This window comes from Micromonospora sp. WMMA1949 (assembly GCF_027460145.1).
GTDB lineage: Bacteria > Actinomycetota > Actinomycetes > Mycobacteriales > Micromonosporaceae > Micromonospora.
On the sequence record NZ_JAPZBG010000001.1, the window covers coordinates 1,072,654 to 1,086,502 of the forward strand.

At 72.9% G+C, this 13,849-nt stretch carries 12 protein-coding genes; 2 read left to right on the plus strand and 10 right to left on the minus strand.

The genetic code is table 11. The features are described 5' to 3' along the window. Positions 1 to 20: 20 nt before the first annotated feature. Together O7607_RS04745 and O7607_RS04750 are read right to left on the minus strand one after the other, a co-directional pair. Positions 21 to 1,202, minus strand: coding sequence for an acetoin utilization protein AcuC (locus O7607_RS04745; RefSeq protein ID WP_269701231.1), 1,182 nt, complete (start codon positions 1,200 to 1,202; stop codon positions 21 to 23). A gap of 47 nt (positions 1,203 to 1,249) precedes the next feature. Beyond that, positions 1,250 to 2,107 carry a sulfurtransferase gene (locus O7607_RS04750; RefSeq protein WP_269701233.1) on the minus strand — a complete coding sequence of 286 codons (858 nt, stop codon included), beginning with the start codon at positions 2,105 to 2,107 and terminating at the stop codon, positions 1,250 to 1,252. Positions 2,108 to 2,204: 97 nt separating this feature from the next. Between O7607_RS04750 and O7607_RS04755 the strand changes: the two genes are divergently transcribed. Continuing rightward, positions 2,205 to 2,891, plus strand: coding sequence for a metal-dependent transcriptional regulator (locus tag O7607_RS04755; RefSeq protein WP_269701234.1), 687 nt, complete (start codon positions 2,205 to 2,207; stop codon positions 2,889 to 2,891). A 49-nt stretch (positions 2,892 to 2,940) separates the two neighbouring features. Here O7607_RS04755 and O7607_RS04760 read toward each other — a convergent pair whose 3' ends face one another. The 6 genes from O7607_RS04760 to nrdR all read right to left on the minus strand — a co-directional run bounded on the left by O7607_RS04760 (position 2,941) and on the right by nrdR (position 9,093). Beyond that, positions 2,941 to 3,489 carry a hypothetical protein gene (locus tag O7607_RS04760; protein WP_269701235.1) on the minus strand — a complete coding sequence of 183 codons (549 nt, stop codon included), beginning with the start codon at positions 3,487 to 3,489 and terminating at the stop codon, positions 2,941 to 2,943. An 86-nt stretch (positions 3,490 to 3,575) separates the two neighbouring features. Further along, complete coding sequence (locus O7607_RS04765) at positions 3,576 to 3,809, minus strand: DUF5522 domain-containing protein (RefSeq protein ID WP_269701237.1); 234 nt, start codon at positions 3,807 to 3,809, stop codon at positions 3,576 to 3,578. Continuing rightward, positions 3,802 to 4,500 (minus strand): class I SAM-dependent DNA methyltransferase, encoded by a 699-nt coding sequence (locus O7607_RS04770; RefSeq protein WP_269701239.1) that lies wholly within the window; start codon positions 4,498 to 4,500, stop codon positions 3,802 to 3,804. Before O7607_RS04770 ends, O7607_RS04765 begins: the two co-directional genes overlap by 8 nt. Positions 4,501 to 4,624: 124 nt before the next feature. Continuing rightward, positions 4,625 to 5,560: a DUF2332 domain-containing protein gene (locus tag O7607_RS04775; protein ID WP_269701240.1), complete on the minus strand. Its 936-nt coding sequence runs from the start codon at positions 5,558 to 5,560 to the stop codon at positions 4,625 to 4,627. 100 nt (positions 5,561 to 5,660) lie between these two features. Further along, a complete protein-coding gene (locus O7607_RS04780; protein ID WP_269701242.1) occupies positions 5,661 to 8,558 on the minus strand; it encodes a vitamin B12-dependent ribonucleotide reductase in 2,898 nt (965 codons plus the stop codon). Between the two features lie 34 nt (positions 8,559 to 8,592). Then, positions 8,593 to 9,093: a transcriptional regulator NrdR gene (nrdR, locus tag O7607_RS04785; RefSeq protein WP_269701244.1), complete on the minus strand. Its 501-nt coding sequence runs from the start codon at positions 9,091 to 9,093 to the stop codon at positions 8,593 to 8,595. Between the two features lie 490 nt (positions 9,094 to 9,583). Between nrdR and lexA the strand changes: the two genes are divergently transcribed. Then, positions 9,584 to 10,366, plus strand: coding sequence for a transcriptional repressor LexA (lexA, locus tag O7607_RS04790; RefSeq protein WP_013284750.1), 783 nt, complete (start codon positions 9,584 to 9,586; stop codon positions 10,364 to 10,366). Positions 10,367 to 10,422: 56 nt separating this feature from the next. Here the strand turns inward: lexA and O7607_RS04795 are convergent, their stop codons facing one another. Together O7607_RS04795 and hflX are read right to left on the minus strand one after the other, a co-directional pair. Next, positions 10,423 to 12,147: a hypothetical protein gene (locus tag O7607_RS04795; RefSeq protein WP_269701245.1), complete on the minus strand. Its 1,725-nt coding sequence runs from the start codon at positions 12,145 to 12,147 to the stop codon at positions 10,423 to 10,425. Positions 12,148 to 12,197: 50 nt separating this feature from the next. Further along, the gene (gene hflX, locus O7607_RS04800) at positions 12,198 to 13,661 is read right to left on the minus strand and encodes a GTPase HflX (RefSeq protein WP_281578675.1); all 1,464 of its coding nucleotides are present in this window, start codon (positions 13,659 to 13,661) and stop codon (positions 12,198 to 12,200) included. Between the last annotated feature and the right edge of the window lie 188 nt (positions 13,662 to 13,849).

The window sequence follows — 13,849 nt, forward strand, 5'->3', positions numbered from 1 at the left end:
GTCCTCCCCTTGCCGCCGGCTCAGTCGCGCGGGTCGTGCGGGTCGAGCCCGAGCAGCGGGAAGACGGCCTTGCGGGTGGCCGCGACGGCCCGGTCCACCGCATTCGGCTCGCCGCTGGGCTGCCACGGCAGGTACGACGGGTCCACGTCGTCGGTCATCCGCAACGGCACCTCGTGCCCGGGACGCCGCCGCGCGGCCAGGTCCCGCCAGCCGGGCGGGGTCAGCGTGGCCGGGTCGACCGGCTCGCCGGTGGCCACCGCGAGCAGGTGCGTCCAGGCCCGGGGCACCACCTCGACCAGCGCGTACCCGCCGCCGCCGGTGGCGACCCAGCGGCCGTCGCACAGCTCGTCGGCGAGCGCCCGCAGCGTGCGGTACGTGGCCGCCTGCCCGTCCACGGAGAGGTGCAGGTCCGCGAGGGGGTCCTTGCGGTGCCCGTCGGCGCCGCACTGGGTGACGAGCACCTGCGGCCGGTACGCGCGCAGCACCGACGGCACGACCGCGTGGAACGCCCGCTGCCAGCCGGCGTCGCCGACCCCGGGCGGCAGCGGCACGTTGACGGCGGTGCCCTCGGCGCCCGGGCCGCCGGTCTCGTCCGGGAACCCGGTGCCGGGGAACAACGCGAGCGGCGTCTCGTGCAGGCTGATCGTGAGCACCCGCGGGTCGCGGTAGAAGATCTCCTGCACGCCGTCGCCGTGGTGCACGTCGACGTCCACGTACGCGATTCGCTGCGCGCCGAGGTCGAGCAGCCGGGCGATGGCGACCGCCGGGTCGTTGTAGACGCAGAACCCGGCGGCCCGGGCGGGCATCGCGTGGTGCAGGCCGCCTGCGACGCTCACCGCGCGCCGGGCCTCGCCTCGCCACACCGCCTCGGCCGCGGCAGTGGTGGCGCCGGCGATCAGCGCGCTCGCCTCGTGCATCCCGTCGAAGACCGGATTGTCCGAAGTGCCGAGACCGAAGCCGGCGAACAGCGGGTCACGCGGCGCGGACCGGACCGCGTCCAGGTAGGCCGGATCGTGGACGCGGGTGAGCAGCGCGTCGTCGGCCGGCTCGGGCTTGACCAGCCGCACGCCGGGCCGGTCCAGCACACCCAGTTCGCGGGCGAGCGCCATGGTCAGCTCGACCCGGACCGGGTCGAGGGGATGGTCGCCCATGTCGTAGGCGAGGAGCGCCTCGTCCCACACCACAACCGTGTCGTCGGCCATGCGGCCATCGTCGCACGTGGGCCCGGGTGCGCCCACCTGACGTGCGCTCACCGGCCGGACGTGCCACCGGTCGCGACCGGACGGTCCGGGTCGGCCACCCACTCGCTCCACGAGCCGACGTACAACGCGGCGTCCGGGCGACCGGCCAGGTGCAACGCGAGCACCGCCTGCGCGGCGGTCACCCCGGAGCCGCAGTACGCGCCGACCGGCGCGTCCGCGTCCACCCCGGCGGCGGCGAACCGCTCCCGCAGTGCCCCGGCGCCGGGGAAGCGGCCCTGCGTGACGTACTCCGGGGCGGGCACGTTGACGGCGCCCGGCACGTGCCCGGCGACCGGGTCGACCGGCTCGTGCTCGCCCCGGTAGCGCGGCGCGGCCCGTACGTCCAGCAGCACGCCGGACTCGGCGGCGGCGAGCCGGGCGGCCTGCGCGGCGTCGAGCACCGGCAACGCGCCGGGTGCCACAGTCACGTCGCCGGGCGCCGGAGCGGGCGCGCTCGTGTCGACCGGCAGCCCGGCGGCCGTCCAGGCGGGGAAGCCGCCGTGCAGCACCCGCACCTGCCGGTGCCCGGCCCAGCGCAGCGTCCACCAGGCGCGGGCGGCGGACATGCCGTCGCCGCCGTCGTACACCACCACCGGATGACCCGCGCGGACGCCCGCGGCCCGCAGCGCGGCCTGCAACGCCGCCGGGTCCGGAAGCGGGTGCCGCCCGGCGGCGCCGGGCGGCCCGCACAGCTCGGTGTCCAGGTCGATGAAGACGGCGCCGGGCAGGTGGCCGGCGGTGTAGTCGTCGCGCCCGGGCGGGCCGGCCAGCCGCCAGCGGACGTCGAGCAGGGTCGGCGGGTCGGCGTGATCGAGTTCGGCGACGAGCCGGTCGGGCTCGACCAGCAGGTCTGCGGTGGCGGACATACGGTCCAGTCAACACCATCCGGCGCATCACCTCCGGCTTCGCCTGCGTCGATGGTCGGTGGTAACGGGTACCATCGGAGCCCAGGAGGCCGCAGACGTGAAGCACGACCTTGTTGACACCACCGAGATGTACCTGCGCACCATCCTCGAACTCGAGGAGGAGGGGGTGCCGCCGCTTCGTGCCCGCATCGCCGAGCGGCTGAAGCAGAGTGGCCCGACCGTCAGCCAGACCGTCGCCCGCATGGAGCGCGACGGCCTGCTCACCGTCGAGGGCGACCGGCACCTGACCCTCACGCCGCAGGGCCGCAACACCGCCGTGTCCGTGATGCGCAAGCACCGGCTGGCCGAGCTGCTGCTGGTCAACGTGATCGGGATGCCCTACGAGGAGGCCCACGAGGAGGCCTGCCGGTGGGAGCACGTGATGAGCGACGCGGTGGAGAAGCGGGTCTTCGACCTGCTCAACCGCCCGACCCGCTCGCCGTACGGCAACCCGATCCCGGGCCTGGAGGAGCTGGGCGACCCGGGCCTGGTGCCCGCCGACGCCGTCGAGGGTGAGCGCAACCTGGCCTTCCCCGGCCTGTCCGGCACCGTCGTGGTGCGGCGGATCTGCGAGAGCGTGCAGACCGACTCGGACGTGCTCCGCCAGTTGCACGCCGCCGGCGTCGACCCGGGTGCGACGGTGACTGTGGCGCAGGAACGCGACGCCGTCTCGATCGACCGCTCCGGTGACCGGGTCCGGCTGCCCCGCGAGGTGGCGTCCCGGGTGTTCGTCGCGGCCCGCTGACTCTCCGGCGGCCCTGACGTCCCGTCAGAGCTGCTATGGCGACCTTCGGTCAGAGCTGCCTTGTGTCGATCACCTTGGCCAGCGTGACCAGCTTGTCGGCCGTCTTGTCCGCCTCCGCCTTCGCGGTGCCGGGCGGGGCGGTCCAGCGCAGCGTGGCGAGCCGGCCCTCGGTGGCCAGCCAGCCGACCTCGGCGGCCGGTCCGGACTTCGCGGTCTTGGGCAGCGTGCGCCGGTAGGCGGCCTTGCCCAGCTTGCTGATCTTCGCCGCGCCGCTGGGCTGCACGTCCAGGGTGAACGTCGCAGCGTCGATCGACGTCTCCGTCACCGACAGCGTCAGCTCCGGCAGCACCGCCCTCGCCGCGCGGACCACACAGGTGTGGGTGTCGCCCCGCTCCGTGGCCGCCGCCACATCGAACGTGCCGCCGGTGTGCTCGGCGATCACCGCGAAGTCGAGCAGCCGGCACGCCCCGCCCGAGGACGCCGCCGCCACCGGGACCGGCGGGGGCGGAGCGGGCGGTCCGGACCCGGTCGGCGCCTCCTCGGCGCAGCCGGCGGCGAGCAGGACGGCCGGAACGGCCAGCCAGATTCGGGCGCGCACGGGAGACCTCCGCGGTCGGCGGCGGGTCCGACCCGCCGGAGTTCCGTCGGACACCGTACGGGGTGCCCCAGCGGGGACGGAAGCCCCTAATCGGCCACGTACGGACAGTGCCGGCAGCCTCGCCCGCAGCACGTGCCACGCCTCGCCAGGAAGCCCGCGCTGAGCACGAACAGCCCGGTCTCCGGGTCCAGGTAGCCGGCCTCCCCTGCGGCCAGGGCGGCGGCGTGCACGGCCAGGATCCGTTCCCGCTCCGGGTGGTCCGGCGACAGCCGCGACGGGTGCGGCTCGGTCAGGGGCCGGTCCGCCAGCTCGTCACGCACCGCTGAAGTCTACGGAGGGCACCGCACCGGACCCCGTGCCCGCCCCGGTCACGCGATCAGGTCGCCGGGCGAGCAGGAACGCCTGGGGCTGCCGCTCGCCGTCGGCCGGCGCGCGGACCGTCGTCGCCGTCACCGCGAACCCGGCCGCCGCGAGCTGCGCGGCCAGCCGCTGCGGCGACAGCCAGTAGACGTCGTACCCGACCCGGTGGCCGTATGCCTGCTCCCGGCGGTCGAGCCGGTCGCCGGCCTTCACCGCGAGCAGCAGGTGGCCGCCCGGGACGAGCACCCGGTGGAAGCCGGCGAACACCTCCGGCAGCAGGTCCGGTGGCAGGTGGATGACCGAGTACCAGGAGACCAGCCCGGCCAGCGACCCGTCCGGCACGGTCAGCTCGGTCAGCGAGCCGACCTCGAAGCGCAGGTCCGGGTACGTGCGCCGGGCCACCGCCACCATGCCGGGCGAGAGGTCGACCCCGCTGATGTCGAGGCCGAGCCGGTGCAGGTGGTCGGTGACACGGCCGGTGCCGCACCCCACCTCCAGCACGGGCCGGCCCGGCCCGACCGTCTCGGCGAACGCGGCCAGCAGGGCCCGGTCCAGCGGTGGTTCCACCACGTCGGGCAGCAGCCGCGCGTAGTCCTCGGCGACGGTGTCGTAGGCGGCGCGCGTCTCGACCAGCCAGGCAGGTTCGGTCACGCCCGCCGACCCTAGTCGCCGCCGGCCCGGCTCGCCCGACCTTGGTTGATCATGAAGTTGACGGCCGTCGCGCCCGGCGTGTCGCGCCGTCAACTTCATGATCGACGAGGACAGAACGGGTGGGTCAGCGGAACCAGGTGAGGGACTGGCCGTGGCCTGTCGTCCAGGCCACGGGGTGGCCGTCGAGGGCCAGGACGTTGTGGAAGCCGTCGGCGGGCGGCTCGGGCAATGCCGCGTGGGGCAGCACCGACGGGTCCTCGTTGGCGATCCAGTGGCCCGGCAGGCTCCGGACCAGCGCGGTGAACGCGTCCCGCCGTGGCGGCGGCACCTGGTAGAGCACCGAACTGTGGAACACCACGAGCGTCGCCCCGGCCGGGGCCTGCGCCGCCAGCCCCGGCAGGTCGTCGACCAGGTCACCGCGTACCAGCAGGGGCGGGTCGGCCGCCGCGATCGCCGCCGCGGCGCGCAGCCGCTCCCGGCGGTGCCGGTGTTCCGGCCAGATCAGCGCGTCCAGCCAGGCCACGTCGGCCGGGGCGGTGACGTCGAGCGGGTTCAAGTCCAGCCCGGCCCGCCACACCACCTCCGGGCGCCGCCGCGGCGGCTCGGCGCCGGTCAGGTCACAGTCGAGCACCGGCTCACCCCCGCCGAGATGCCGGTCGCCGTACCGGTAGGCGTACCGGTCCGGGTAGAGGCACAGCCCCGCGGACGCGCCGACCTCCAGCAACGCCAGCGGCTGCGGCAACGCGGCGAGCACCGGCAGCAGCACCGCGCAGCGCCCGGCCTCGTTCGTCTGCGTCGCCCGCACCCGCATCTGCGCCGCGACATCCGGCCAGTGCGCGATCACGTACGCGCGGAACGCCGCCGGGTCGTCCACCGGCCCGCCGCGCAACCGCACCACCCCGAACAGCAGGTTCGGCTGACGCTTCGCCGGCGGCAGCGTGTCGAGCAGGGCGAGCAGCTCCGGGTCACCGGCCACCGCCCGCGACAACCGCTCGTACGCCGGGGACACGCCGCGCGTCTCCCGCTCGGCGAAGACCCGATAGATGTCGGTCGTGCTCATCCCCCGAGCATTCCAGCTCGCGTACACGATGGGGTGTGACAGTGAGCACGCGCGAGCGCGGCAGGGAAGTCCCTGCCGCGCTCGCGTCTTCGGTCGTGCGTCAGCTGCAGCCGCTGGTGGAGCCGCAGCCCTCGCAGACGTAGCAGCTACCGGCGGGCCGCATCTTGGTGCCGCAGGTGAAGCAGAGCGGCGCGTCGGCGGCCTTGCCGATCACGGCCTCCAGCAGTTCGGTGCTGGAACCCACCGACGGCGCGGGCTTCACGGCCGCGGCGTCGGCCATCTCCTGCGCCGGCTGGGCGATCGGGCCGGTCTTCGGCTCGGGCGCCTCGACCGGGGCGGAGGCGGCCATCGCGGTGAGGTCCGCACCGCTCGCCTCCGCCTCCGCCTCGGCCGCGAGCTGGGCGGCCCGCTCCTTGGCGGTGAAGATGCCCAGCTCGGCGCGGCGGTCGTACGGCAGGAAGTCCAGCGCCAGGCGACGGAAGATGTAGTCCATCACCGAGGCGGCCATGCGCACGTCCGGGTCGTCGGTCATGCCGGCCGGCTCGAAGCGCATGTTGGTGAACTTGCTGACGTACGTCTCCAGCGGGACGCCGTACTGGAGACCGATGGAGATGGCCACCGAGAAGGCGTCCATCACGCCGGCCAGGGTCGAGCCCTGCTTCGACATCTTGAGGAAGACCTCGCCGAGGCCGTCGTCCGGGTAGGACGAGGCGGTGAGGTAGCCCTCCGCGCCGCCGACCGAGAACGAGATGGTCTCCGACGGGCGCTTCTTCGGCAGCCGCTTGCGCACCGGGCGGTACTCGACGACCTTCTCCACGACCTTCTCCGGCGCGGCGGCCGGGGCCTGGGCCTCGACGGCGCCCTTGCTCGGCTTGGCAGCCGACAGCGGCTGGCCGACCTTGCAGTTGTCCCGGTAGATCGCCAGCGCCTTCAGGCCGAGCTTCCAGCCCTCGAAGTAGATCTTCTCGACGTCCTCGACGGTGGCCTGCTCCGGCATGTTCACCGTCTTGGAGATGGCGCCGGAGATGAACGGCTGGACCGCCGCCATCATCCGCACGTGACCCATCGGCGCGATCGAGCGCTCGCCCATCGCGCAGTCGAAGACCGGGTAGTGCTCCGGCTTGAGGCCCGGGGCGTCCACCACGTGACCGTGGTCGGCGATGTGCTCGACGATCGCCTCGACCTGCTCCTCGGGGTAGCCGAGGCTGCGCAGGGCGCGCGGCACCGTCTGGTTCACGATCTGCATCGAGCCGCCGCCGACCAGCTTCTTGAACTTCACCAGGGCCAGGTCCGGCTCGACACCGGTGGTGTCGCAGTCCATCATCAGGCCGATGGTGCCGGTCGGGGCGAGCACGCTGGCCTGCGAGTTGCGCCAGCCGTGCTTGTCACCCAGCTTGTTGCCCAGCGTCCACTGCTTGGTCGCCTCGCGCTGCACGGCGGTCGCCACGGTGCCGGTCGGCTTGATCGCGTCGTTGGCGGCGGCGTGCTTGCGCATGACCCGCTTGTGCGGCTCGGCGTTGCGGGCGTAGCCGTCGTACGGGCCGACGATGCCGGCCAGCTCGGCGGACCGGCGGTAGGCGGTGCCGGTCATCAGCGAGGTGATCGCGGCGGACACCTCCCGGCCCTGCTCCGAGTCGTACGGCAGGCCGGAGGCCATCAGCAGCGCGCCCAGGTTGGCGTACCCGATGCCGAGCTGCCGGTAGGCGCGGGTGGTCTCACCGATCTTCTCGGTCGGGAAGTCGGCGAAGCAGATCGAGATGTCCATCGCGGTGATGACGAACTCGACCGACTTGACGAACTTCTCCACCTCGAAGCCGCCGTCGGCGCGGAGGAACTTCATCAGGTTCAGCGAGGCCAGGTTGCACGAGGAGTTGTCCAGGTGCAGGTACTCCGAGCACGGGTTCGACGCGGTGATCCGCCCGGTCTCCGGGCAGGTGTGCCAGTCGTTGATGGTGTCGTCGTACTGCAGGCCCGGGTCGGCGCACTCCCACGCGGCCTGGGAGATGGTGTGGAACAGCTTCTTGGCGTCGATCGTCTCGATGGTCTGCCCGTCGAGCCGGCCGCGCAGGTCGAAGCCGCCGCCGTTCTCCACAGCGGACATGAACTCGTCGGAGACGCGGACCGAGTTGTTGGCGTTCTGGTACTGCACGCTGACGATGTCGGCGCCGCCCAGGTCCATGTCGAACCCGGCGTCCCGCAGCGCGCGGATCTTGTCCTCCTCGCGCGCCTTGGTCGCCACGAACTCCTCGATGTCCGGGTGGTCCACGTCGAGGATGACCATCTTGGCCGCACGCCGGGTGGCGCCACCGGACTTGATGGTGCCGGCGGAGGCGTCCGCGCCGCGCATGAAGCTGACCGGGCCGGAGGCGGTGCCGCCGGAGGAGAGCAGTTCCTTCGAGGAACGGATGCGGGACAGGTTGACCCCGGCGCCCGAGCCGCCCTGGAAGATCCGGCCCTCCTCCTTGTACCAGTCGAGGATTGAGTCCATCGAGTCGTCGACGGAGAGGATGAAGCAGGCACTGACCTGCTGCGGCGACGGCGTACCGACGTTGAACCACACCGGCGAGTTGAAGCTGAACACCTGGTGCAGCAGCATCCAGGTCAGCTCGTGCGCGAACACCTCGGCGTCGGCCGGGGTGGCGAAGTAGCCGTACTCCTCACCGGCGGTGCGGTAGGTCTCGACCACCCGGTTGATCAGTTGCTTGAGCGACCACTCCCGCTCCGGGGTCCCCACCGCGCCCCGGAAGTACTTGGTGGTCACGATGTTCGCCGCGTTCACCGACCAGGACTCGGGGAACTCCACCCCGCGCTGCTCGAAGTTGATCGAGCCGTCCCGCCAGTTCGTCATGACGACGTCGCGGCGCTCCCAGGCGACCTCGTCGTAAGGATGCACCCCCTCGGTCGTCCAGACGCGCTCGATCTTCAGCCCCGCCCCGGCCTTGTTCCGTGACCTGCTGGTCGTCACGCCCTCGCCCCCCTCGTCGGCACGGTCACCCACCGCGCCTCGTGTACCTGTCAGAAACCCGAAAATGTCAGCTGATCGCGCCGGCGGCGTCCGCCGCACCGGCACCGGCGCCCTCCCGGGCGCGCGCGGCGGCCCGCAGCGACTCGATCTCGCGCTCGAAGTCGGCGAGCGAGTCGAAGGAGCGGTAGACGCTGGCGAACCGCATGTAGGCCACCTCGTCGAGGTCGCGCAGCGGGCCGAGGATGGCCAGGCCCACCTCGTGGCTGGGAATCTCGGCCGCCCCCTTGGCCCGCACGGTCTCCTCGACCTTCTGTGCCAGCAGCGCGATCGAGTCGTCGTCGACCGGCCGCCCCTGGCACGCCTTGCGCACCCCACCGATGATCTTCGTACGGCTGAACGGCTCGGTCACCCCGCTGCGCTTGACCACCGCGAGCACCGCCTCCTCGACGGTGGTGAACCGCTTGCCGCACTCCGGGCACGACCGTCGCCGCCGGATGAGCTGGCCGTCGTCGGCCTCCCGCGAGTCGACCACCCGGGAGTCGGCGTGCCGGCAGTACGGACACCGCATTCGCCCGACCTCCTGTCGTCGATCGCGGGCACACCTACCGGCTCGCGGGCACGCGTCGACACGGCGGAGCCATCGTCGGATGACCGTCGCCGAGTGCGCGGTGCGGGAGTGCGTTCGGTAGTGGAACCCAACCTGTAGGCAACTTACGCCCGTGTGACTACTACATCTAGGGGTCGACCGTATGCCGAACCCCAAGCGAGGTCAAGTTGGTCGGCGTGTCCGGCGCGTCATCCGCATCACGCCCGGCGCGCCGCCACCGAGGAGCCCAACGGACGGCCTCCCGTGCCGGTCACGGGCGGCCGGGATAGAACATCCGTTCGAGCGGCGTACCCTTCTATCAGAACACCAGTTCGGAAATCCAGGAATTCGGCGCGACACGCCGACAGCAGGTCGTACAGATGTTTGAAAATGGCCGATCTCACCTATACGGTCAGACCACACGCACCACGAGCCGACGAGGCACCCCAGCGCCGACCAGGGAGGGACGGACGTGACCGAGGACCGGGCCAGCCGGCAGAAGAACCCGCAGCCGAACGACGGGGCGGGTCCTCCGGCGACCCGTCGCCCCCGCACCGCCCGCAGCCGCACCGCCCCCGCGGCCGTGCGTCCGGTCACCCCGGTGGTGAGCAGCTTCCCCGACCCGGCGACGGTCGACCTGACCGCCCGGCAGCGACGGATCCTGGAGTTCATCCGCAACTGGGTCGAGCGCCACGGCTACCCGCCGAGCGTGCGCGAGATCGGCGAGGCGGTCGGGCTGGTGTCCCCGTCCAGCGTCGCCTACCAGCTCAAGGAGCTGGAGAAGAAGGGCTTCCTGCGCCGCGACCCGAACCGTCCGCGCGCCGTCGACGTCCGCGCGCCGGGCGAGGCCGACGACGAGGCGGCCCGCGCGCAGCGACCCGCCCCGGCGTACGTGCCGATGCTGGGCCGCATCGCCGCCGGTGGGCCGATCCTGGCCGAGCAGGCGGTGGAGGACATCTTCCCCCTCCCCCGCGAGCTGGTCGGCGAGGGCGAGGTCTTCATGCTCCAGGTCAAGGGCGACTCGATGCTCGACGCGGCGATCTGCGACGGCGACTGGGTGGTCGTCCGGCAGCAGCCGAACGCCGAGGTCGGCGACATCGTGGCCGCCATGCTCGACGGCGAGGCGACGGTGAAGACCTACCGGCGGCGCGACGGTCACGTCTGGCTGATGCCGCAGAACCCGGCCTTCGACCCGATCCCCGGTGACGACGCCACCATCATGGGCCGCGTGGTCGCGGTGCTGCGCCGCATCTGAGGCGACAACGACGAAGGGGGTGACCGATCGCCGGTCACCCCCTTCGTCGCGTGGTCTCAGTAGCGGTCGCCGCGGTACTCCCGGCCGCCGGACACCGGGCCGTACTGGCCGCGCTCGTCGTAGCCCTCGTCACGCCGGCCGCCACGCGGGTCCTGGCCGCGACGAGGCGGCTCGGCCCGGCCACCCTCCCCGCGCGGGGCGCCGCCGTTCGGCTGGCCCCGGTGCCCCGGCCCGCCGCCGTAGCCGCCGCCCCGGCCACCCCGGGGCGCACCGCCGGGACCGGCCTGGCCGCCACCGCCGTACACGCCGCCGCCCTGCCCGCCACCGCCGCGACCGCCGCCGGCCGGGGCGCCGCCGCCGTAGACACCGCCGCCCTGGGGACGGTCCGGGCCCGGAGGACGGCCGCCACCCTGGGGACGGCCACCACCCTGCGGGCCGCCGCTCTGGGGGCGGCCGCCGTACACGCCGCCGCCCGGCCGGCCACCGCCGCCGTAAACACCGCCCGACGGCGGCCGGTCGCCGTTGGCGCCGCCGTACACGCCGCCCTGGCCACCGCCGCCGTAGACCGCGCCGCGGGGCGGGACCTCCGGCCGTTCCGCCGACGGAAAGCCGTTGTTCACCGGGAACTCGCCACTGCGCTCGGGCTCGTCGGCCGGCGCCCTGGGCGCCGGCTTGCGCCGCGCCCGCAGGATGCCGAACACGCCCGCGCCGACCAGCAGCGCGCCGAGCACCCCGACGGCCGCGATCAGGTACGTGATCTCGTCGAGCGAGAGCCCGTCGATCCAGGACTTCTCGGCGGCCGCCTTGGTCTCGGCCTTGCCGCCGTTCGGCAGCGCCTCGGCGCCGGTGGTCGACGGGGTGTAGCTGAGGATGTCGATCGGGTCCGACTCGTCGAGCGTGCCGCCGTCGGAGACGGTGACGAACGTCTTGCCGTCCGGGGTGTAGGAGATCGCCTCGCCGAACGGGTCGGCGAGCGGCGTGACTCGGGGCTTGCCGGTGGTGATCGCCTTGACGATGTCGCCGCCGGCCACGTCGAACTCGAACGCGTCGGCGTACGTGCGCAGCACGACCTTGCTGCCGTCCGGTGAGCGGGCCGCGCCGGTGATCAACGCCCGGCCGGGCGAGCCGAGCTTGTTCTCGGTGCTCGTCTTCGGGAGCGTGACCTCGCCGACCTTCTTCATCGGGATCGGCTCGGTGTCGCCGCTCGCCTTCAGCTTCACCGTCGGGGTGTAGATCTCCGACTTGCCGGAGAGCTCCTTGGTGATCACCAGCGGCATGTTGTCGTCGCCGACGAGCAGGGCCTCCGCGTCGTGCGGTTCCTTGCCCGGGTAGCTGAGCCGGTGCAGCACCGGCTGCTTCGAACCGCTCACCGGCATCGTCCAGACCGCGACCCGCTCCCGGCGGGTCTTCTTCTCGATGTTGTCGCCGGTGTCGGCGATCCAGAGGGTCTTGCGGTCCGGGCTGAGCGCGAGGTCCTCGGTGTCGAGCGGCCCGTCACCGGAGTAACGGACCTCCTTGTCGACCTTGCACTTGGTGTCCAGGTAGAAGACCCGCTTGCGGCTGGGGTCGTCCGAGCCGTCGTTGATCACGACGTACCCGCTGCTGGTGGCGACGAGGCCGGACAACTCGCGGAGGCGACTGTCCTCGACCGTGCACTTCTTCTTGGGCGCTGCGGCCAGCACGGGGGCCGCGGCGGGAGCCGCCGGGGCCGGCCCGGCCGGCGCCACGACCGCGCCGACCAGGCCGAGCGCGAGCGTGACCGAGGAGACAACGTGCCGCATGACGCTCAGTGTCGCACGGCGCGGGTTTCCGGCGGGTGACGCCGGACGGCTCACCGCCCGGCGCCCACCCGCTCGTCACTGGTCAGCCGGTCACCCGCCCGGTACGGCGCGAGCTCGGCGGCCAGCCCCTCGCTGACCCGCACGTGCACCAGGGTGCCCTCGGGCAGGTGCGCGGTGCTCAGCACCTCACCCTGCCGGTGCACCCGGGAGACCAGGTCACCCCGGTCGTACGGGAGCACCGCGCGCACCTCGACGGCCGGCCGGGGCAGCCGCCGCTCGACCGCCTCGCGCAGCTCCTCGATGCCGCGCCCGCTGTGGGCGGAGACGAAGACCGCGTCCGGCCAGAGCCGCTTGAGGCGCAGCATCGTCTCCTCGTCGGTGGCGTCGGTCTTGTTCACCACCAGTAGTTCCGGCAGCCGGTCGGCGCCCACCTCGGCGAGCACCTCGCGGACCGCCCGGACCTGCTCCTCCGGATCCGGGTGGGTGCCGTCGACCACGTGCACGACCAGGTCCGCGTCGGCGACCTCCTCCAGCGTCGAGCGGAACGCCTCGACGATCTGGTGCGGCAGGTGCCGGACGAACCCGACCGTGTCGGACAGCGTGTAGAGCCGCCCGTCGGACGTGGTGGCCCGGCGGGTGGTCGGGTCCAGCGTGGCGAACAGCGCGTTCTCCACCAGCACACCCGCCCCGGTCAGGCGGTTGAGCAGGCTGGACTTGCCGGCGTTGGTGTAGCCGGCGATCGCCACCGCGGGCACCGCGTTACGGGTACGCCGGGCGCGCTTGGTCTGGCGTACCGTCGCCATGCTCTTGATCTCGCGGCGCAGCCGCGCGATGCGGTGGCGGATGCGCCGCCGGTCGGTCTCCAGCTTGGTCTCACCGGGACCGCGCAGGCCCACGCCGCCGCCGGCGCCACCGCCGCGGCCGCTACCACCGGTCTGCCGGGAGAGCGTCTCGCCCCAACCGCGCAGGCGCGGCAGCAGGTATTCGAGCTGGGCCAGCTCGACCTGCGCCTTGCCCTCCTTGCTCTTGGCGTGCTGGGCGAAGATGTCCAGGATCAGGGCGGTCCGGTCGACCACCTTGACCTTGGTGCGCTGCTCCAGGTTGCGCAGCTGCGACGGCGACAGCTCACCGTCGCAGATGATCGTGTCGGCGCCGGTGGACAGCACCACCGCGCCCAGGTCGTCGACCTTGCCGCGGCCGATGTACGTGGCCGGGTCGGGCCGGTGACGACGCTGGATCAGCCCTTCGAGCACCTGCGAGCCGGCCGTCTCGGCCAGCGCCGCCAGCTCGGTGAGGCTGTTGTCGGCGTCGGTCTGGGTGCCCTCGGTCCAGACCCCGACCAGGACGACCCGCTCCAGCCGGAGCTGGCGGTATTCGACCTCGGTGATGTCGGTGAGTTCGGTGGAGAGGCCGGGGACCCGCCGCAGCGCCTGCCGCTCCGACAGCTCGTACTCGCCTGTGGTGGCCTCGAGCTCGTCGTCCGTGTAGGGATGGAAGGTCTCCTGCTCGCGCAAACTGCGTCTCCTGTCCGTTTTGTGCATCGCCGAGAATTTTCGGCGCGTGACAGCAATCCTGACATGTGACAACGCCGGGCGCACCTGTGTTATGCCCGTGACGCTACCGACGGGTAGCGGGGGCGGATGCCGGGCGACCTGGGCGGGCGAGTAGAAATGCCAGTCGAGCCGCTCAGCGCCGACGGAGG

What these genes read in the sequence shown, in the direction of transcription:
- O7607_RS04775 (WP_269701240.1), bottom strand. Translation starts at nt 5,560, where the DNA reads ATGAGCACGACCGACATCTATCGGGTCTTCGCCGAGCGGGAGACGCGC.
- nrdR (WP_269701244.1), bottom strand. Translation starts at nt 9,093, where the DNA reads ATGCGGTGTCCGTACTGCCGGCACGCCGACTCCCGGGTGGTCGACTCG.
- O7607_RS04750 (WP_269701233.1), bottom strand. Translation starts at nt 2,107, where the DNA reads ATGTCCGCCACCGCAGACCTGCTGGTCGAGCCCGACCGGCTCGTCGCC.
- O7607_RS04795 (WP_269701245.1), bottom strand. Translation starts at nt 12,147, where the DNA reads ATGCGGCACGTTGTCTCCTCGGTCACGCTCGCGCTCGGCCTGGTCGGC.
- O7607_RS04745 (WP_269701231.1), bottom strand. Translation starts at nt 1,202, where the DNA reads ATGGCCGACGACACGGTTGTGGTGTGGGACGAGGCGCTCCTCGCCTAC.